This is a genomic window from Limnothrix sp. FACHB-1083, assembly GCF_014696485.1.
Taxonomy (GTDB): domain Bacteria; phylum Cyanobacteriota; class Cyanobacteriia; order CACIAM-69d; family CACIAM-69d; genus CACIAM-69d.
The window spans coordinates 179482-198825 of sequence record NZ_JACJQD010000001.1 but is presented as its reverse complement, the minus strand read 5'-3'; the positions used below and the strand labels follow the sequence as shown (position 1 = coordinate 198825).

The 19344-nt window shown below is 57.9% G+C and carries 14 protein-coding genes; 6 read left to right on the top strand and 8 right to left on the bottom strand.

The annotated features are described in order from the left end of the window. The first annotated feature begins 678 nt into the window (after positions 1-678). Positions 679-1698, top strand: a complete 1020-nt coding sequence (gene gap, locus H6F46_RS00790; protein ID WP_099534102.1) for a type I glyceraldehyde-3-phosphate dehydrogenase — start codon at positions 679-681, stop codon at positions 1696-1698. Between the two features lie 170 nt (positions 1699-1868). Further along, positions 1869-2477 (top strand): hypothetical protein, encoded by a 609-nt coding sequence (locus tag H6F46_RS00785; RefSeq protein WP_099534148.1) that lies wholly within the window; start codon positions 1869-1871, stop codon positions 2475-2477. 294 nt (positions 2478-2771) lie between these two features. Here H6F46_RS00785 and H6F46_RS00780 read toward each other — a convergent pair whose 3' ends face one another. Next, the gene (locus tag H6F46_RS00780) at positions 2772-5420 is read right to left on the bottom strand and encodes a CHAT domain-containing protein (RefSeq protein ID WP_190354786.1); all 2649 of its coding nucleotides are present in this window, start codon (positions 5418-5420) and stop codon (positions 2772-2774) included. Positions 5421-5609: 189 nt separating this feature from the next. After that, positions 5610-5891: a hypothetical protein gene (locus tag H6F46_RS00775; RefSeq protein ID WP_190354785.1), complete on the bottom strand. Its 282-nt coding sequence runs from the start codon at positions 5889-5891 to the stop codon at positions 5610-5612. Between the two features lie 336 nt (positions 5892-6227). Here H6F46_RS00775 and H6F46_RS00770 point away from each other — a divergent pair, with 336 nt between their 5' ends. Further along, on the top strand, positions 6228-7193 hold the full coding sequence (locus H6F46_RS00770) for a LysR family transcriptional regulator (RefSeq protein WP_190354784.1): 966 nt from the start codon (positions 6228-6230) through the stop codon (positions 7191-7193). A 208-nt stretch (positions 7194-7401) separates the two neighbouring features. Here H6F46_RS00770 and H6F46_RS00765 read toward each other — a convergent pair whose 3' ends face one another. Together H6F46_RS00765 and H6F46_RS00760 are read right to left on the bottom strand one after the other, a co-directional pair. Further along, complete coding sequence (locus tag H6F46_RS00765) at positions 7402-8043, bottom strand: peroxiredoxin (protein ID WP_190354783.1); 642 nt, start codon at positions 8041-8043, stop codon at positions 7402-7404. Between the two features lie 653 nt (positions 8044-8696). After that, positions 8697-9332: an alpha/beta hydrolase gene (locus H6F46_RS00760; protein ID WP_347278311.1), complete on the bottom strand. Its 636-nt coding sequence runs from the start codon at positions 9330-9332 to the stop codon at positions 8697-8699. A 56-nt stretch (positions 9333-9388) separates the two neighbouring features. Between H6F46_RS00760 and purH the strand changes: the two genes are divergently transcribed. Further along, positions 9389-10972, top strand: coding sequence for a bifunctional phosphoribosylaminoimidazolecarboxamide formyltransferase/IMP cyclohydrolase (purH, locus tag H6F46_RS00755; protein WP_190354782.1), 1584 nt, complete (start codon positions 9389-9391; stop codon positions 10970-10972). 168 nt (positions 10973-11140) lie between these two features. Here purH and ctpB read toward each other — a convergent pair whose 3' ends face one another. Further along, complete coding sequence (gene ctpB, locus H6F46_RS00750) at positions 11141-12499, bottom strand: carboxyl-terminal processing protease CtpB (protein WP_190354781.1); 1359 nt, start codon at positions 12497-12499, stop codon at positions 11141-11143. 225 nt (positions 12500-12724) lie between these two features. Here ctpB and H6F46_RS00745 point away from each other — a divergent pair, with 225 nt between their 5' ends. Further along, complete coding sequence (locus H6F46_RS00745) at positions 12725-13639, top strand: hypothetical protein (RefSeq protein WP_190354780.1); 915 nt, start codon at positions 12725-12727, stop codon at positions 13637-13639. 63 nt (positions 13640-13702) lie between these two features. Beyond that, positions 13703-14422 (top strand): YdcF family protein, encoded by a 720-nt coding sequence (locus H6F46_RS00740; protein ID WP_190354779.1) that lies wholly within the window; start codon positions 13703-13705, stop codon positions 14420-14422. 108 nt (positions 14423-14530) lie between these two features. On the opposite strand, the gene sir is transcribed toward H6F46_RS00740, so the two are convergent. From sir to murB, 3 genes are all read right to left on the bottom strand, one after another. After that, positions 14531-16486, bottom strand: a complete 1956-nt coding sequence (gene sir, locus H6F46_RS00735) for a sulfite reductase, ferredoxin dependent (protein WP_190354778.1) — start codon at positions 16484-16486, stop codon at positions 14531-14533. 153 nt (positions 16487-16639) lie between these two features. Further along, on the bottom strand, positions 16640-17833 hold the full coding sequence (locus H6F46_RS00730) for a glycosyltransferase (protein WP_190354777.1): 1194 nt from the start codon (positions 17831-17833) through the stop codon (positions 16640-16642). Between the two features lie 256 nt (positions 17834-18089). Continuing rightward, positions 18090-19013 (bottom strand): UDP-N-acetylmuramate dehydrogenase, encoded by a 924-nt coding sequence (gene murB / locus H6F46_RS00725; protein WP_099534146.1) that lies wholly within the window; start codon positions 19011-19013, stop codon positions 18090-18092. Positions 19014-19344 lie beyond the last annotated feature (331 nt).

The window sequence follows — 19344 nt, the reverse complement described above, 5'->3', positions numbered from 1 at the left end:
ATAAAACTTCTCGCCCGAAATTGGCTAAATTTTCGGCCTTTTCCTATTTTTCCATCAATTCTTAATGTTGCCAGGTTTGTTGTGACTTGGTGAATGTTTGACCAAGATTTCGAGAAATACTTTGGCAAATACTTGGCAAATACCTGGCGAACACCATAGGGCAAACATCACCGGTCAACCCCTTCCGAACACCCTCCTGGAAAATGTACCCATTGTGCTTCCCTGACCGAGCGGCGATCGAGGAAATCGATTAACACCGATCCCAGAACCGATCACCCCGATCGCAACCAAACCCAATCCACCACAGCCCCACCACAGCTTTAGAAACAGCTTTAACAGCTTTAGAAGATGGCTCGGTGATCTCTTGAGACACTCACCAATCACCACCCGATTTGCGGGTCAAGCGGCTTCAGCTTCCTGTTTTCGTCGGTTGGTGCGCTGAATTAGGCATCCGTTTTGGCCTTTCAAACCCCCTATCGGGTTGAGCAAACTGGAAAAAGAGTCTTGAAAAAAAGCCAAGAACCGTCACCCCTTGCCTGAATCCGGTTTAGGGTCGTGAGAGATTGATCCGCGTTGGGATTGATTCCCTCACCCCTTGGGTCAAAATAACTGCCGGGGCTGACCCTGTGGGTTCAAGCCCGTTTGATTCATGACTTCGCAAGCAGGAGAGTTTTGATCATGGCCCCGATTAAGGTTGCCATTAACGGTTTCGGACGCATTGGCCGATTGGTGTTTCGCGGTGCGATCGCCAATCCCGACATTGAAGTTTGCGCAATTAACGACCTGTTCCCCCCCGAGAGCCTCGCGTACTTGCTGAAATATGACTCCACCCACGGCCGGTTCAAGGGCACGGTGGAAGCGGCCGAAGGCGGCCTGGTGGTGAACGGCAAACTGATTCCCTGTTTTGCTTGTCGCAACCCGGAGGAGTTGCCCTGGGGTGACCACAATGTGGACTTTGTGGTGGAAGCCACCGGAATTTTCATTGACCATGCGGGAGCCAGCAAGCACCTGGCCGCTGGGGCAAAGCGCGTGATCATCTCCGCACCCACGAAGGATCCCGATCGCGTGCCGACCCTGGTGGTAGGCGTGAACCACAGCAGCTTTGACCCGGCCAAAGATTTCATTGTGTCCAACGCCAGTTGCACCACCAACTGTTTGGCCCCGATCGCCAAGGTGATTCATGACAACTTCGGTCTTGCTGAAGGGTTGATGACCACCGTCCATGCCGCCACCGCCACCCAGCCCACCGTGGACGGCCCCAGCCGCAAGGATTTGCGCGGCGGCCGCAGCGCCATGCAAAACATCATCCCCGCCTCTACCGGAGCCGCCAAGGCCGTGACCCTGGCTCTGCCGGCCCTGAAGGGGCGCTTGACTGGCATGGCGTTCCGCGTGCCCACGGCCGATGTGTCGGTGGTGGATTTGACCTTCCGCACTGAGCAAGCCACCAGCTACCAAGCCATTTGCGCCGCCATGAAGGCCGCCGCTGAAGGAGAGCTGAAGGGGGTTTTGGGCTACACGGAAGATCCGGTGGTTTCCACGGACTTCACGAGCGATGCCCATTCGAGCATCTTTGACGCAACGGCGGGCATTGAGCTGAACTCGAATTTCTTCAAGATTGTGTCTTGGTATGACAACGAGTGGGGCTACTCGATGCGGATGGTTGATTCGATCGTGGCGATGGCTGCCAAAATTAGCTAATCATTCGCTAGTCACTGGCTAATTGATTAACGCAGTAGACAAGGGGCTTAAGCCCCTTGCTCTCGCACTTTCGTAATGGTGGAAGGCTTGATTCGACCCATCACTTTTAGCCTGTGATGCTGTCATGAAATTGCATCCCAAAACACTCTGAAGGCACTGTGGAGGAAAAAATGGAAAAACCCTACAGCACCGATGAGTTATTACAAATTTTGGCGGAAGAACAGCGGGCCTGTATGCAAGGTCAACGCCTACATTTGACGGCGAAAGTATCAGGAATTGCGCCGCTCGATCGCCTGATTGACCCCAAAGGGATTCAAAAATTTACGGCTTATCAAAACTTCCGGGCCCAAATTCATGCCTATCAGCGTGAACAGGGGGTGTCGGGCTTGGTGTGGCGATCGATCGCTCTCGGCCCCCACCGGCTGAACTATCCCGAATTACATGATCAATTAGTTGCGCTGCCGGAGGATATTCATACCCTTCAGCGCTTTAAGGATGATGCGATCGAATTTTGGCGATCGGTCACGGTGGGGTTCGATCGCCACCTGAGCGTGGCCGGGGGGCGAGACTTTTGCACCCTCACCCCCAGTGATGAGCAGCGCTTGATTGATCGCGCTGAGTGGGTCAGTTTGGATCCGCGCGGCCAAGCGTTGCCCTGCGAGGTGGTGTTGCAGTTGGGTTGGGGCGATCCGGCCGGCGCACGCTACCGGCGCGACTGGCCCCAATCGGGCAGCGAGTTGGTTCATGCCGTGCCGCCCGGGGGTTGCCCCATGCCCTAGCCGCCGGCCGCAAAAATGCCCATCACAATGGCCGACAGCAACAGCCCGGGACTCAGCAGCAATACCAACGTGCCTAGATCATGCCAATTCATAGTCTTAATCCTCGTTTCAGTCCTCGATCGCGACGATCCTTCAACACAACCCTTCAAAACAACCCTTCAAAAACCGAACCATTCCAGAATGGCTTGCAAGTTTTTGGGGCTTTGGAAGTTTTTGGGGCCAAACCGTGGCCTGCTCCCGATCGTAGCGGCTCTTTTTGATCCCGTCCCGGAAGATCAGCTTTGACTTCAGGTTTCACAGCCAATTGCCCACCAGGATATAGGGGGCCCAAAAGAAGGGATGGCGAAAGTTGGGGTTTTTGAGCAAGGCAAGCTGAGCCTGGCGCAGGGATTCGGCCTTGGTGGCTCCGGTGCGTAGGCTTTGGTAAAAATCTCCCATCAGCAAAGCGGTGGATTCGTCGCTAACCTGCCACAGGGTTCCCAACACGCTGCGAGTGCCGGCCTGGATGGCAATGCCCGTGAGACCCAGGGTGGCGCGATCGTCCCCTCGGGCTGTTTCGCAGGCACTCAACACCAAGAGTTCGATCGGGGGGCGGCTGGCCGGTCGGCGCAACAGTTGGTCAAAATCTGCCAACTCAATGCGGCGATCCCAAGCCAACAGAAAGGTGCGATCGGCTCGGGAACTGAACTGGGCATGGGTTGCCACATGGACGATCGGGGCGTTGTTTTGCTGCAAGGCTTGGCGCAGGGCCTGCTCCGTCAGGGCCTGATCGCGCAGGACGGCCGCCGGTAACTCCTGGGCCAAAATATCTAGCTCATCGGCCACAAAGGGCAAGGCTCCCAATTTTTCCGCCTGGAAACTGGGGGCCACTTCCGAAACACCCGCCGCCAAGACGTTGAGCGATCGCGGGTTCAGGGCTTTGGGGGCAAAAAGCTGCAAACCCAAGGCTCTGGTGGTGTTGTAGCGCTCCAGGAGATATTGCTCTCCGTCATGGAGGGCGGCGATCGGGATATTCGCCAAGGGCCCATCCAGCACAAACACCAGGGTTTTGACTCCCGATTGGGCTAATTCTGGGGCAATCGGAGCCACTAGCCAGTCATAAACCTGCTTGGACAGGCGCAAGCGCTCCCGGTTGGGAATGGTTGGGTCTTGGACGGCCTGTTGCACCCGTTGCAGGGTTTGGAGAACGGTGGCTCGGGGCACAGGAACCACGGCATAGCGCAATGGTTGGCCCGGTAATTTGGTGAGGGTGGCCACGCGATCGCTTAAAACAATGGCCTCCACGGCGGCCGTGTCCGATCGCCCGTCAATGGCCCGATCGAGCGGTTCCGGTTTGGCATCCAAACAAGCTTGGCGAAAGAAGTTTTCCAATTCCACCAACTGCAAAGCCTCGATCGCCGATCGGGCCGCTTGCAAGTCTTCCTGGCTGGGGTTGCCCCGCAACAACTGATCCACAAACTCCCGATAAACCGGCTCCACCCGATCGCGGAAGGAAAACTGCACCACGGAATCCATCCCGGCCAGATCATTGCGCAATTGCCCGATCGCTTGGGTGGCCAGGCGATAGGCCGCCAGGGAACCAGTGCGATCGCCCCCTTGGGCCCGCAACTGCCCGAGGGAACGGGCCGTGCGATAGGTCACCTCCGGAGCCGCCAACCCTTCCACCAGCGCCAGGGATTGCTCCAGCCAACGCGCCGCCAGGGCAGTTTCCCCCCGTTGCCGATAGGTTTCGCCCAACTGACCCCAAACCGCCGCCGTCAAACGGTGATCGCCCAGGGCTTGGGCCGCTTGGGCCGCCTGTTGCAACCCTGCCAGGGCCAAGGCCGGTTCATTCACGGTTGACCACCAGCGAGCTAGGCGCATTTGGGCCGCAATCCGATCGCGCCCGATCGGGAGCTGTGCCACCTGGGTGGCCAACGCTTGCAGTTGAGCCTTGCTGACGGTTTCTCCGGGTGAGCTGCCCGTTTCCAAACCCAGAAACACCATCTCCCAGCGCTCCAACTGACCCCACAGCCGATCGCGATCGCTCCCGGCTGCCGCTGCCGCCACCCTTGCTCGATCGAACGATGCCATGGCCTGTTGTCGAAGAGTCGTCCATTGGGGATCATTGCGATCTAACCCTTGGCGAGCCAACAGGGCCCGGGTGCGGGCCAGGGCCAGGGCGGCGGTGCTGCGATCGGCCAGGGTTCCCGACTGTTCCAACACCGTTGCCGCTTGACTCAACCAAGTTTCCGCTCGGGCCAATTGCCCCAGCGATCGCAAGGCCTCCCCAGCCGACAGCAGGCCCAACCCTTGCAAGCGTGTGGGTTCGCGGGGGGCCTCCGGGGCAGTGCCAATTTGCCCTTCAATCACCATCAGAGCACGCCCGTAGAGTCCCAGGGCTTGCAGGGCCTGGGCCCGATTCAGGCTGGCTCCCAATTGCCCATCCCGATCGCCCGCCGATCGATACAGGGATTCCGCCTGCTCCAAAAGTTGAATCGCTCGGGCCGCCTGCCCTGCGGTCAGCTCCAACCGGGCTTGCTGATTCAAGGCCGCCGCCCTCAGCCGCACGGCTCCCTCGCCGCGCAACGCCGCCAACAGGCCCAAACTCTGCTGCACTGCCTTCAAGGCCGCTGCTCGATCGCCCAATTGCCCCCAAGCCAAGCTGATGCCATGCCAGGCGGCTCCTTGGGCTGCGCGATCGTCCCGTTGGGCCGCCTGTTGGGCCGCCCGCTGCCAATGGTCGATCGCCTCCGTAAACCGGCCCGCTTCGTAGGCCTGGCGTGCTTGTTCAAACTCCGGAGCGGCGGCCGGGGTGGCCAGGGGGGCTGGGGCTGGCCCTTGGGCGATCGCGGGGAACGCAGCGAAGGAAACCGTTCCCAACACCAACCCACAACCCACCCAACCCAACCATCGGAGCGATCGGCCCCATTGCCCCCACGCCCGCTCGTTACCTTGCCCCATGCCCATCAATCACGCTCGCTGTTGTGGATCAATTTCCTTTCTCCACTATCACCGACCAATCCAGAATTCCCGGTCTCTTCCCGGGTCTTTTAACGGTGCTTTGAGCGTGATTTTGATTGTTTTGACCGGTTTTTGACTGGCTTTTGACTAGTTCCTACCTAGTCTTGAACTGGTTTGATGGCCAGTCATTCAAAACCGATAGCGATGGCGCTCCTCTAGCCAGCTCCGGAGTTCCCGCTCAGCCGGGCTAGAGAATCGATCGCCCGTGCGTGGATCCCAACCGTAAAAAATTTCCTCACCGGTTGGCAGCGTCCGCGACCAAATTCGGATTTGATCGGGCGTGCTGAGCCGCATCACTGCTTGATGACCCCAATGGGCCAGCCGTTGCCCAAAATTGCCTAGGATGGTGTTTTCAGCACAGCAGTCCGCCAACCACCGCAGGGGCGATCGGGTTGCAGAGGTAAAGTGCATGACTCGGTTCTCCTGAAGAAACAAATCTCCTGGCCATCGTTGTGGAAGGCGGTAGCCAGGAGATTTGCTGTGCCTTCACCCTATCAAGGGTCGGCGGTTCGATCGACCGATGGCTTGCATGGGAGGTATGAATGAAATCGATGGATGTCTTGGTTGATCCTCCAAAGTGCCGGTATAGCATGGAAAGCAATTCGGCGAGCGCAATTCGGCTCCGGGTTCTGACGGCACTTTTCTCAATTTGCCGGATTTGGCCTGGCAAATTTAATCTGCTGAATTTGCCGGATCAGTTGCTGAATCTTTAGATCGCTTTCCAGTCGATTCAACATCGACTCAGCTATGGGCGAAATTGCTGCAAAACTCAAGTTGTCTCAACTACGAACCCTGGTGGCGATCGCCGATCGGGGAAATTTCAGCCAAGCCGCCCTGGATCTCGACATTTCCCAATCCGCCGTTAGCCACGCGATCGCCACCCTCGAAGACGAACTGGGGGCCATTTTGCTGAATCGCGGCCGCCACGGCGCAACCCTCACCGACACCGGGCGCGAAATTGCCGACAGTGCCCGCAAAATTTTGGAACTGCTCAACAACATTGAGCGCCAGGCCAAAAGCGCCCGCGGCCTCGATTCGGGCCATGTGCGCGTGGCCTGTTTTCGCAGCGTGGCCACCCACTTGTTGCCTCAGGCGATCGAGCATTTGCGCCACCGCTACCCCGGCATTGCGATCGCCATTGATGAATACGACACCAGCCAGGACATTGAGGAAGAACTCCGCGCCGGCCGGGCAGATGTTGGTTTTGTTCTGTTGCCCGCAGGCAGTGAGTTTGAAACCTGGAACGTGATGATGGATGAATATTGGGCGATCGTCCCCAGCAGCGATCGGTACGCCACGGAGGTGATTGCCTGGGAAGATTTGTTTTCTCGCCCGCTGATTTTGCCGCCCCGGCGATTTTTGTGTGCGCAAATTGTGCTCGATCGCTTCGCCAAGCTGGGCCTGAACGTGGAACCCAGCTACGAAGTCCGGGAAGATTCCACCATCCTGAGCATGGTGGCCCAAGGATTGGGCGCAACGGTCATGGCCCGGCTGGCCGCCGAACCGATCCCAGCCCAGGTAAGGGCCTATCGGCTGCCCGTGCCCTTTCACCGACACATCGGCCTGGCCATCTTGGCCAATGCGCTGCATTTGCCGCCCGTGTTTGCGGTGCGTGATGCGCTGAAGGAAACGATCGCCCATTTAACGCTGCCGGGCCAACCCCGACCAGAACAGCCCTGGCCCAATCTCAAGCGATCGGGACGGCCTGCCTAATCGGTGTTCCATTAATACAGCCCGACACACCAGCCCAATACACCAAACCAATACACCAGACTAATAAAATAGCCCCCCGATCACACCAGGGCGATCGGGGGGCTATTTGTTGATGTGTTGATGTTGCTAACCACCAGGTGGCCCTAACCCCAAGCTCAAGGATTCAGCTTGAAATTAAAAACCACCGGAGATTAGAAACTGATTGAAATTACTTGTTGGGCTGGGGAGTCATGCGCAGGTAAGGCTTGATTTCCGTCACGCCCTTGGGGAATTTCTGGCGAGCTTCCTCGGTGGGGATCGAGGGAACCACCACGCAATCGCCACCATCTGTCCAGTCAGCGGGCGTAGCCACACTGTAGTTATCGGTCAGTTGCAGCGAATCAATCACACGCAACAGCTCATCAAAGTTGCGGCCAGTGCTGGCGGGATAGGTGATCGTCAAACGCAGCTTTTTGTTGGGATCGATGATGAAGACCGATCGCACCGTCAGGGTGTTACCGGTGCTGGAATTGGGGTGAATCATCCCGTACAGTTCCGACACCTTCTTATCTTCGTCGGCCAGAATCGGGTAATTCAGCGTCGTGCTTTGGGTTTCTTCAATGTCGGCCGTCCAGCCATGGTGCGAATCCACACTGTCAACGCTCAGGGCCAGCGCCTTCACATTACGCTTGTCAAATTCATCCTTCAGTTGGGCAACGCGGCCCAGCTCGGTGGTGCACACGGGGGTATAGTCCGCCGGGTGCGAAAACAGCACTACCCAGCTATCACCAGCCCAAGTGTAGAAGTCGATCGAGCCGTGGGTGGAAGCCTGCGTGAAATTAGGGACGGTATCGCCAAGTCTGAGAGTCATGATTCTTCGTTGGTCAATGATTAATTGATTGACATCCTCCTCGCCCCAAAGGGTGAGGATTCCTCACTGCGCCTGAACCCAGCGAATCGGGTCGAGGTCGCTGAATGGGGTTGACGCTTCACAGGCCACCACTGGCGAACCAGTCTGACGCTGGCCTCCACGTCCGTTTAAAGTCTCGGACTGCCCGCCCGCGACGATGCATCAAACCAGTCAGGAGTGAATTTGCGGGCTGATGGGTCTGGGGGGCTAGAGGGGAGAGCGCCCGCAGATCATGATGCCACGAAACCCCAGTTTTCCGACCGGATTTTCGATCTTTTTCACCCAACAGGCCCGCCAGCGGAATTCCAGGCGACAAATGCGGTTGATTCGGCTTGGCAGCTCCGCTGTAGCTGGGGCTTGTACTGCTGGAAAAATTAATGAAGCGCTTTAACGATTAGGCGTTCAGGTCATCCTAATCACGGCCCGGGATGCGAATCTTGCGATCTGGATGTTCAGAATAGCAGGACTCTGTAGCGAAATTATCAGTCTTCGTGAATCTGCAATCCTTCTGGGGACAAACCGTAAAGTTCCGCAATGATCTTGAAAGGTTCGTCATGCGGTTTTGAATCCTCAGCAATGCTGGCTTGAACGATCGGCCATGCTTGCTTAAACCATCATTTTGGGCAGGATGCTGAAATGCAGGCGAGGGAGAAGGTGCGCAGGGCGGAAATTTGGCTCATTTGGATTTCATGGCCCCCATCGAGTTCCAAATAGGTGACCGTGGCATCGCGGGCTTGGAGATCGTCGCGCACTTGCCAGGCGGCTTGGATTGGAACGACGAGATCTTGGCGGCCGTGGGTCACCAGCACTTGGGGCCCCTGTTTGAGGGATCTGACTTGCGGCAGGGTGTGAAAATAGCCGCTGAGGGAAGCAACGCCGGCTAGGGGTAGCGCTAACCCCACGTCTAGGGCCATGGCTCCACCTTGGGAAAATCCACAAAGAATGGTTCGATCGAGCGGGATGCCCGATCGCTCCGTGGTGGCCAACAGCCAGTTTTGGAGCTGGTCTCGGCTGGCCTGCAAGCCTGGATAATCGGACGATTCCAAGTCGTACCACATGCGCCCTTCATTGGAGTAGGGATAGACCATGGGGGCTTGGGGAAATTCCATCTGCCAATCTGGCAAGTTCAGCAACGGAGCCAACGCGGCCACATCATTTGCATTTGCCCCCCAACCATGAAGCGCGACCAGCATTGCCGCTGGTGTGCGGTTCGCCTCGGGGGAAATCGCGATCGCCTCTAATAAAGCCACGCGACAACTCCTCGGTAGAATGAACCCGTTAAGCCTCAATCCTAACGGACTCTTCCATGACGCGGACAGCCCTGCTTAGTGTTTCTGACAAAACTGGTCTAATCGAACTGGCTCGCCAACTGGTGGAACGGTTCGGCTTTACCCTGGTCAGCAGCGGTGGCACGGCTAATGCCATCAAAGCCGCAGGACTCCCCGTGACCAAGGTTTCGGACTATACAGGCTTCCCGGAAATTTTGGGCGGCCGGGTCAAGACACTCCACCCGCGTGTGCATGGGGGAATTTTGGCCCGCACCGATTTGGAGGGCGATCGCGCTGATTTGGCTGCCAATGAGATCCCCGCGATCGATTTGGTGGTGGTGAATCTTTATCCCTTTGAGCAGACGATCGCCCGGGAAGGGGTGACGCTGCCGGAGGCGATCGAACAAATTGATATCGGTGGCCCCGCCATGATCCGCGCCGCTGCCAAAAACCACAGCCGCGTAACGGTGCTGTGCAACCCAGCTCAATACGATCGCTACTTACATGAGCTGAGCAGCAATGGCACACCATCCCTGGAATTCCGGTTGCAGTGCGCCCGCGAAGCCTTTTGGCACACCTCCACCTATGACAGCGCGATCGCCACTTACCTGAGCCAACAGGCCGACAATCCCGCCGATTTGGATCGACCGGCCTTGGCAACGCCAGTGGAATGGGCGATCGCGGGTAAGCGGGTGCAAAGCCTGCGCTATGGCGAAAATCCCCATCAAAGCGCCGCTTGGTATCGCAGCGGCTCCACCCCCAGCGGTTGGGCGGCTGCGGAACAACTCCAAGGCAAAGAACTGAGTTACAACAACTTGGTGGATCTGGAGTCGGCCCGGAGCCTGATTGCGGAATTTGTGGCCGCCGATGCTCCTCCGGCGGCGGCTATTCTGAAGCACAACAATCCCTGTGGTGTGGCCCTGGGATCGTCGGCTGATGCGCCCCTGTTGGAGGCCTATCGCAAGGCCTTGGAAGCGGATTCGGTGTCAGCCTTTGGCGGCATCGTGGCCCTGAACCGCCCGATCGACGCAGAAACGGCCGCCGCGCTCACGGAAACCTTCCTGGAATGCATTGTGGCTCCTGGCTGTGATGAGGCAGCTCGCGCCTTGTTGCAGAAAAAACAAAACCTGCGAGTCTTGGTGCTGCCGGATCTGTTGGCGGGGCCGGCGGCCACGGTGAAGACGATCGCGGGCGGCTTTTTGCTCCAGGCGGCCGACGACGAACCCAGCGACCCAAACACCTGGCGCGTGGTGACGGAAAAGCAACCAACGGCGGATCAGCTCGCGGAGTTGGCCTTTGCCTGGCGGGTGGTGAAGCATGTGAAGTCCAATGCGATCGTGGTGACCAGCAACCGATCGACCCTGGGGATCGGTGCCGGCCAAATGAATCGCGTGGGTTCCGTGGCGATCGCCCTCAACCAAGCAGGCGACCAAGCCCCGGGCGCTGTTTTGGCCAGCGATGGGTTCTTTCCCTTTGATGACTCGGTGCGGACGGCGGCGGCGGCGGGCATCGGGGCGATCGTCCAGCCCGGTGGCAGCGTGCGCGATGAAGACTCGATCAAAGCGGCCAATGAACTGGGTTTGGTGATGCTGATGACCGATCGCCGCCACTTCCTGCACTAACGGTTGTGCAGTCTGCTCCGAAGCCATTCCCAAGTCCGGCCGATCGCTGACTGCATCACTCGCTGACTGCATCATCGGAGACAAGGGGCTTAAGCCCCTTGTCTAGTCATGGTTAGCGTTGATTGACGGGTTCAGGTTGGGGATATTTTGTCCCTACTGAGTTTGTCCCTACTGGGGCAGCGGGGCCACATTGTTATTGGCCGCGATCCGATTCCGAAGCATGGTCACAGCCCGTGTGTATTGGGGATCGCTCTCGGTGGCCAACAGCCGCCCGCCATTGGAGAACAGATAATATTCCTGCTCATCCGATAGCTTGATTTCCACATCGGGGCTGATACCGGTTTTGTTAATGTCCGTGCCAGCGGGGGTGTAGTAATGGGCGATCGTGACGGCTAAACCCGAACCATCACCCAAGCTATGCACCGATTGAACCAGGGCCTTGCCAAAGGTTTGGCTTCCCACCACGAGCGCCCGGCGGTTATCCTTCAGCGCCCCGGTCAAAATTTCGCTGGCACTGGCGGAATTGCCGTCCACCAACACCGCCAGCGGCAAGTTCGTGAGGGATGTGCGGTTAGCCCGGGCGGCTTGGCTGTTTCCTGCGCGATCGGTCGTGCTGACAATGCTTCCGGCATCGAGCCACATGCGTGCAATCTCAATGCTGGCGTTCAAGAGACCGCCCGGATTGCCGCGCAGATCCAAGACAAACGCTTCGGCCTGCTTGCCTTTCAAATCCTCGATCGCCCGCTCCATCTGTTCGGCCGCATGGGCGCTGAACTCATTAAGGCGGATATAGCCTACCCGAATGCCCGATTCCGTTTGCAGGCTCGATCGAACGATCGGCACTTCAATTCGGGCGCGGGTTAAAGACACCGAAAACGGCGCACCGCCCGCCCGCTGAATTTCCAGCTTCACCGCCGTGCCCGCCTGGCCCCGAATCAAGCTGGAAGCCTTGTCGGGAGACATGTCCTTGGTGGCTTGCCCATCGATCGACAGGATCAGATCTCCCGTCTTCAAACCGGCCCGAGCGGCCGGTGAGTTGGGCATTGGCTCCACCACTTGCAAGTGCTTCGTCTTGTCATCTACCCCCATCCGAATCCCAATCCCAGACAGCTCGCCGGCCGTTTGGTTGGTCAGCTCCTCAAACTGCTCAGGAGTCATGAAGCGCGTGTAGGGATCGTTCAGCAGCTTAATCGCCTTGCGCAGGGCTTCGTAGGCTTCATCCCGCGACGTATATTGGCGGCTCAGAAGGTCTTGGCGGATGGCTTGCCAATCATTTTGGTTAAACTGCCCATCCACATATTCACGGTTGATGATTTGCCAAGCTTCATCCACGATTTGCTTGGGGCTGTCTTGGAATTGGCCGGGTTCCGGGGCGGGCGGTTCCCGGTCTTGGCTGAAGGCCGGCGAACTCAGAGCTGGATGAAGCAGGGCAACGCTGGCCGCCGCGATCGCCACCTTTACGCCCAGGCTCTTGGGCGATCGCCGCCAATCAAACCAATGACGCGAAACCGACGAGACAGCGGGCATAGATTTGGGATCAACCTGGGGCATACGGCCAACGTTTTTGAATGAAATCAAGGGAATACAAAACTAGCCCCCAACCAGCACCCAGCAATTTTGGGAGTTATGGCAGGATGGCTGATAGATGATTGCTATTCATCATAGAGCGCCGATCGGGAACCGTGGGTGACTCCAGACACCGATCGAATCGCCACATTCAATCCCGCATGGATCTCTAACGGGCAGTTGACCATGATTTGGAAACGTACTCAGCCCCCTGAATCGCCATCCCCCCAGGTTGCTCGATCGACCCCATCCCCTTCATCGTCCCTATCCAGTTCGCCCGAATCAACCGCAACATCAACCGCAGCCCTGAGCCGATCGCTCCGGCGGCTGCAATGGTTAGGCCACTTCACCAATGGGGCGATCGCCCTGATCGCGATCGGGGGAATCGTCCTCCTGCAACAAGCCACCATCAAACGCGCTCCCCAGGGATTGGAAGATCCCGTTTTGGCTCAGGATCGCACCCGTACACAATTGCAATTGGCGGCCCGAATGCCCAGCCTTGGGTTTGATAATTTGCTGGCCAATTGGGCGTTTTTAAGCTATTTGCAATATTTCGGAGACACGGAAGTTCGCCAGGCCACGGGCTACACGGCCAATGAAGATTACTTTGAGCTGATGACCCTGCGGGATCCCCGATTCACCACGCTGGCTCCTTTCATTTCGGCGGGTGTGGCGTACTATGCGGGCAAGCCGGAAAAATCCGTGGCCCTCATGACCCGCATGACCGATGTGCTGGATCCCAAGCACCAACCCGATGCCTTTTGGGTTTGGCGCTTCAAGGCGTTTGATCAATACCTGTTGCTGAATGACATTCCGGCCACCGTGGCTTCCCTGGAAATGGCGGGTCGCTGGGCAGCCATGACTTCAAAATATCGGCGGGTGGCTCCGTTTTTCCAAGAAACAGCGGACTTTTTGCGCCGGGATCCCAACACGTTGGCGGTGCGGTTTTACTCCTGGAATGAGGTGTATCAAGCGGCAGTCGATCGCCTAGTGATTCAGCGGGCTGAACAGGAATTGTTAGCCATGGGAGCCAAGCGGGGCCCACGGCTGCCCAATGGTCGATCGCAGTTTTTGCCGCCGCCCGGTGTTGCTGCGCGTTGAATCGAGTGTTAATCAGTTCATCGTTTCAGTCGCCTCAGTCATTAGATTCCCCTCAATCGCCCTATGCAGCCATTTCATCGAAAAATTGGGCTGATGACCGCTGGTCTGCTGGCCTTGGGGGGCCTGTGGTGGGGCGGACGGTTGATGGTGGCGGCTTCGGGCCCGCCGGAAGTGCTGTGGGTCTTGGGGGGCAGCATTCGGCGCGAAATGGCGGCGGTTCAGTGGGCAGCGGCTCATCCCCAACAGAGGGTGCTGATTTCCGGGGGTTCCAAGCCTCCCTGTGTCAAGGCGTTGTTCGATCGCGCTGGTGTGAAGGGCGATCGCGTTTGGCTGGAGCAATGCGCCCAATCCACGTTTGGGAACTGCTATTGGAGTCTGCCGATCTTGCAGCGTTGGGGTGCAAAACGGGTGATTTTGATGACTTCCGGTTCCCACCAATGGCGAGCCGGGGCCATGGCTCGGCTCATCCTGGGCAGTCACGGTATTTGGGTTGATGTGGTGACCGTGCCGGAAACGGGTGTGCCTGCTAATCAAGAAAACCCGCTGAAAACCGTTTTGGATGTGGGACGTGCGGGCGCTTGGGCGATCGGCAGCCAGTGGAATAGTCCCCAATGCCAACAGGTGGGGCGTTTAGAGCAGGTGAATATGGCCGCTTGGTGTCAGCGAGCGTTTCGCTGTGAATATCAAGCGGGGCTATCTAAAATTTGTGCGCGATCGAGCCAGGGATTGCCCCAGCCCGATCGCGCACCTTCAGCGACTTCTCAAGCACCATCAACCCGCTAGGGATCCGCACGGCTCAACAACCGATCGATTGAGGCTTGTTGAGGCTTGCTGAATCCAGCCGATCCCGATCCGAGATCGATCGGCTGGAGATTGGCTTGAAATCGGCAGCTAGTTGGACTGCTGATTCAGGTAAGCGGCGATCGCCTCATTGATCAACGCGGTGGCCGACTGTCCCCGATCGGCAGCCAGGGCCTGCACCGACTTGTACAACTCATCGCGAATGCCAATGCGATGGCGGGGAGCGGCGCTGCCGTTACTGGCTCGCTGGCCGTCCTTCTCCGCCTTGGCATCGATCGGGCGATAGGCCTGCATAAAGTGCCGCAGCGTATCAAACCCGACCCGATGGCAGAAATCGCCAAAGCTTTCGCCCGGTTCGCGCGATCGCTTGAAGTAAACCAAAATTGGTTCCAGGAACGATTCCAGATCCGTATCCTTCATCCGTTCCGTAAACGTTTGGGCCAAGCGGGTTTGGCTAGGAGAACCCCCGAGCCAGACCTGGTAGGCGTTGGGCGCGCTGCCCACAAAACCCAACTCAGCCATGTAGGGCCGAGCACAACCGTTGGGGCAACCGGTCATCCGAATCACGAAGGATTCATCACCCAAGCCCAAGCGCTCCATCAGTGATCGAATGCGCTCCACAAAGCCCGGCAGGGCCCGTTCCGATTCGGTGATCGCCAAACCGCAGGTGGGCATGGCCGGGCAAGCCATCGCCAGCCGCTCCAGGGGATCAATTTGCTCGATCGCCCAAACCCCGCAGTCGGTCAGGATTTTTGCAATGGCGGCTCGATCGCCCGGCTTGATGTCATAGAACAGCACATTCTGATGGGGAGTCAGCAGCATCGGCAACTGGAACCGTTCCACAATTTGCCGCAGGGCCGATCGCAGCTTGAAATCACCCTGGTCATGCACCCGCCCATTTTGGATCGACAGGCCCAAGAACAAATGGCCATCGCCCTGTTCGTGCCAGCCCAAGAAGTCCTCATAGCGCCAGGCGGGCAGGGGGCGCGCCGGTTCCAGCTTTTTGCCCAAGTAATCTTCCACATGGTCGCGGAACTTGGCCACCCCCCAATCGTGCAGCAGGTACTTCATCCGGGAGTGACGACGATCGAAGCGATCGCCATAGTCCCGTTGCACCGCCACGATCGCCTTCACCAGGCCATAGACATCCGCCGCCCCCACAAAGCCAATTTCATCGGCAATGCGGGCAAAGGTTTCTTCCTTGTTGTGGGTGCGGCCCAAACCGCCACCGGCATAGACATTGAACCCTTCCAACTCCCCTTGCTCATTGGTGATCACCACCAAGCTCAAGTCCTGGGAAAACAAATCCACGGAGTTGTCCCCCGGAACCGTCACCGCGCATTTGAACTTGCGGGGCATGTAGGTTGCGCCATAGATCGGCTCTTCCGTGTCCAGGCGCATGGGCGTGGAGCCGTTGCTTTGGCGGGCCGCCTTCACGGCCGGGTCTTCTTCGGCGGAAATGGCCTTTTCCCCATCCAGCCAAATTTCGTAGTAGGCCCCCGTTTGCGGCGTGAGCAAGTCCGCAATGTTGTTGGCATAGGCCAACGCCAGTTGATACTCGGGGCGGTTTTTGTAGGGCGCTGGTGGGGCCATCACGTTGCGGTTCAGGTCGCCGCAAGCGCCGAGGGTTGACCCCATGCTGTTGACGATCGCGGCGATCGTGGCCTTCAGGTTCTTTTTCAGAATCCCGTGCAACTGAAAGCCCTGACGGGTTGTGGCGCGCAGGGTTTCGTTGCCATATTCACTGGCCAGGCGATCAAGCGTCAGATATAGTTGCGGCGGGATGAACCCTCCCGGGCTGCGGGTGCGCAACATCATCTGATAGGGCTTTTCCTGGCCCGGCTTTTGCAGGTCTCGATCGACCTGTTGATAGGAGCCGTGGAATTTCAGGATTTGAATCGCATCATTGGAAAAATAATTGGTGTCCAGCAACAGTTCCGACGCAACGGGTTCCCGGAGAAAGTTGCTTCGTTCTTTGAGTCCTTCAACTTTCGAGAGACGAGTTTCGGTGGGTGCAGCAACCGGCGAGCTAGCAGATTTGGCCATGAGTCCAGCAGTGGCAAATAAGGGGGGGATTGAATGCCCCGTAAGTCGATCGAGATATCGGAGAATTGATACTCCATCCTACCATTGGCTCGGTAGGATCCACGATCCATCACTATTCACTGTAGGGCTTAGGCGGGTTGAGTTGCGCGGATGTTAACGGAAAAACTCAGTTGGGGTCTGTCGATCGCGCTGAAACTCCTGCCAACACCAGTTCACAAACCCAAAGTAACGATCGCGAAACACATCGGGACTGAAGGACTGGGCATGGCGGTGAATCGCCTCAGCACTCAGGCGCGATCGATAGTCTTCAAAGACCGTCACCGCCGCCGCGATCGCCTCGCTGGTTTGTTGCTCAAACAGCAGCCCCGTGCCCGTTTTGGGATCCTGGCGACAGTCGCGCACCGTTTCGCCGGTTCCCCCCTGGGCAAAGGCAATCACGGGTGTGCCGCAGGCCTGGGCTTCCACGGGCGCAATCCCAAAATCTTCAAACGCCGCATAGACAAAGGCCCGGGCCTGGGCCATGGCTTGGGCCACCACTGCGTCCGGCTGCTCGCCCAACAGTTGCACGTTGGCCTGAGCCTGTTCGCGCAAGGATTCCAGCATTGGCCCGCCCCCAATCACCATCAGGGGCAACCCCAACTGATTGAACGCCTCCACAATCAAGTCCACCCGCTTGTAGGGCACTAGCCTGGTAACGCAGAGGTAATAGTCATCCTTGGTGGTTTGCAGGGGGAATCGATCGACCTGTACCGGCGGGTAAATCACCTCCGCCCGCCGTCGATAGCAGCGCCAAATTCGATTGGCCGTGGTGCGGGAGTTGGCCGCAAAGAAATCGACCCGATTCGCCGCCAGCACATCCCACAACCGCAGCCGATGCAGCAAATAGCGGGTGAGCCAGCCGATCGGGCCACGACCCGATCGATTGCCCGCCAAATAATCATGGGTCAAGTCCCAGGCATAGCGCATGGGCGCATGGCAATAGCAAACATGCAACTGATGGGCCGCCACCAGCGCCCCCTTCGCCACCGCATGGGACGAGGACAGAATGATGTCATAGGCTCGCAGGTCTAATTGCTCGATCGCCAAGGGCCAAAGGGGCAAATAGCGCTGCACTCCACGAATGGCTCCCGGAAAGCGCTGCAAAAAGGTATGGCCGATCGCTCGGCCATACAAGTAACTTTCAGAATTGCTAGACTCGAAATCGATCAGCGCGTGCAAAGCCACCGGTTCCGGCAACCAGCGATCGAGCTGGGTCACCATTTCCCGCACCACCAACTCAGACCCCCCCGTGGCCAGCGGAGTTAACCATTCATGCACCAGGGCATAGCGGCGATCGCATGGAATCATGGGGTGATGCATCCTGACAGGGGCTGAGTTAATGGGTTGACGGGGCGGGAATCATGCCCGTTGCTGCCTAGGGGCGCTGGCTTTGGTTGAATTGATCACACCGATCGAACGCCGCTCAAGAGCCGATCAAATGCCGATACACTGATCGATCGAGCCTTGGCCCCGTGACGCGAAGCCCCGCAACAGGCGATCGCGTCAACACCCACTCAAGGGCGCTGGGGCGGTGCTGGCCAGTGAAAAGCAGTACCAGACAGCGTTAAACGGCGCAAAATGGCCCCAACATCCGCACCTCCGGCTCCAGAAGCACATCCCAACGGCTGTACACCTCATTTCGGACACAATCAATCAGATTAAAAATGTCCGCAGCTGTGGCGTTATCGCGGTTCAAGATGAAGTTCGCGTGCATTTGGGCCACTTCCGCGCCCCCAATGCGATGCCCCTTCAAGCCCGACTGCTCAATCAGCCAGCCGGCCTTGCGGGGTTCCGGATTGCGGAACACGCTGCCGCAACTGGGCAGATGGTAGGGCTGGGTAGCGTGGCGGCGCTCCAGGTGCTCGCGAGTTTGGGCTTGCAGGGCTAGGGAGTCGTGGCCGGGCTGGAGTTGGAAGGTGGCTTCCGTGACCAGTTGGCTGTCTCCTTGCAGGCTGGAAGTGCGATAGCTGTAGCCCAAATCCGCTGCCGATCGGTGTTGGATTTGACCCGTTTGGGGAGCCAAAACGGTGGCTTGCAACAACACGTCACGAATTTCGCTGCCATGGGCCCCAGCGTTCATGACGATGCTGCCGCCGATGCTGCCGGGAATGCCCACCGACCATTCCAGACCGCCCCAGCCCAGATAGGCCGCTTTCCAGGCCAAGGCGGCCATGGATACGCCAGCGCCGGCCGTGATCCTGGCGTTTTCTCGATCGATCTGAATCCGCCGTAGATAGCGTGTGCCGATGGTTAAACCCGAAATGCCCCGATCGCTGATCAAAAGGTTGGATCCCGCCCCCAAAAGGGTCACGGGAACACTATTGCGATCGGCCCACTCAAAGCACTCGTATAAATCATCAAGGGTTTTGGGAGCGGCATACCATTCGGCTGGCCCCCCAACCCGAAAAGAGGTAAACCGCGCTAGGGAGACATTGGACTGAATCAGGCTACCCGTCTTTGTGGCGGGTGAGTGCAGTTGAGTCACCATAGGTTCAAAATTGCAACAAACAGATTGCGACAAGGGATTGCAACAAACGAATTGCGAATTGCGATTAGAAACTGCAACTAGGGAGGATGCAGTGAACTGGTGCAAGGAAGCCGAGAGGCGGAACCGAACCAGAGCACTAGGAGCTGCAACCAAGACCCGCAACCCAGATCCAAAATCGAAATCCAGAATCAAGATCCAAAATCAAGATCCAGAATCGAAATTCAAAATCAAGCTCCAGAGCCTAGATGAGCCTAGATATAGAGAACTGGAATGCGATGGAGCGCATCCAAACTCTAAAGGTCGATTCAAAACGGTTCAGTCAGCGAAGTAG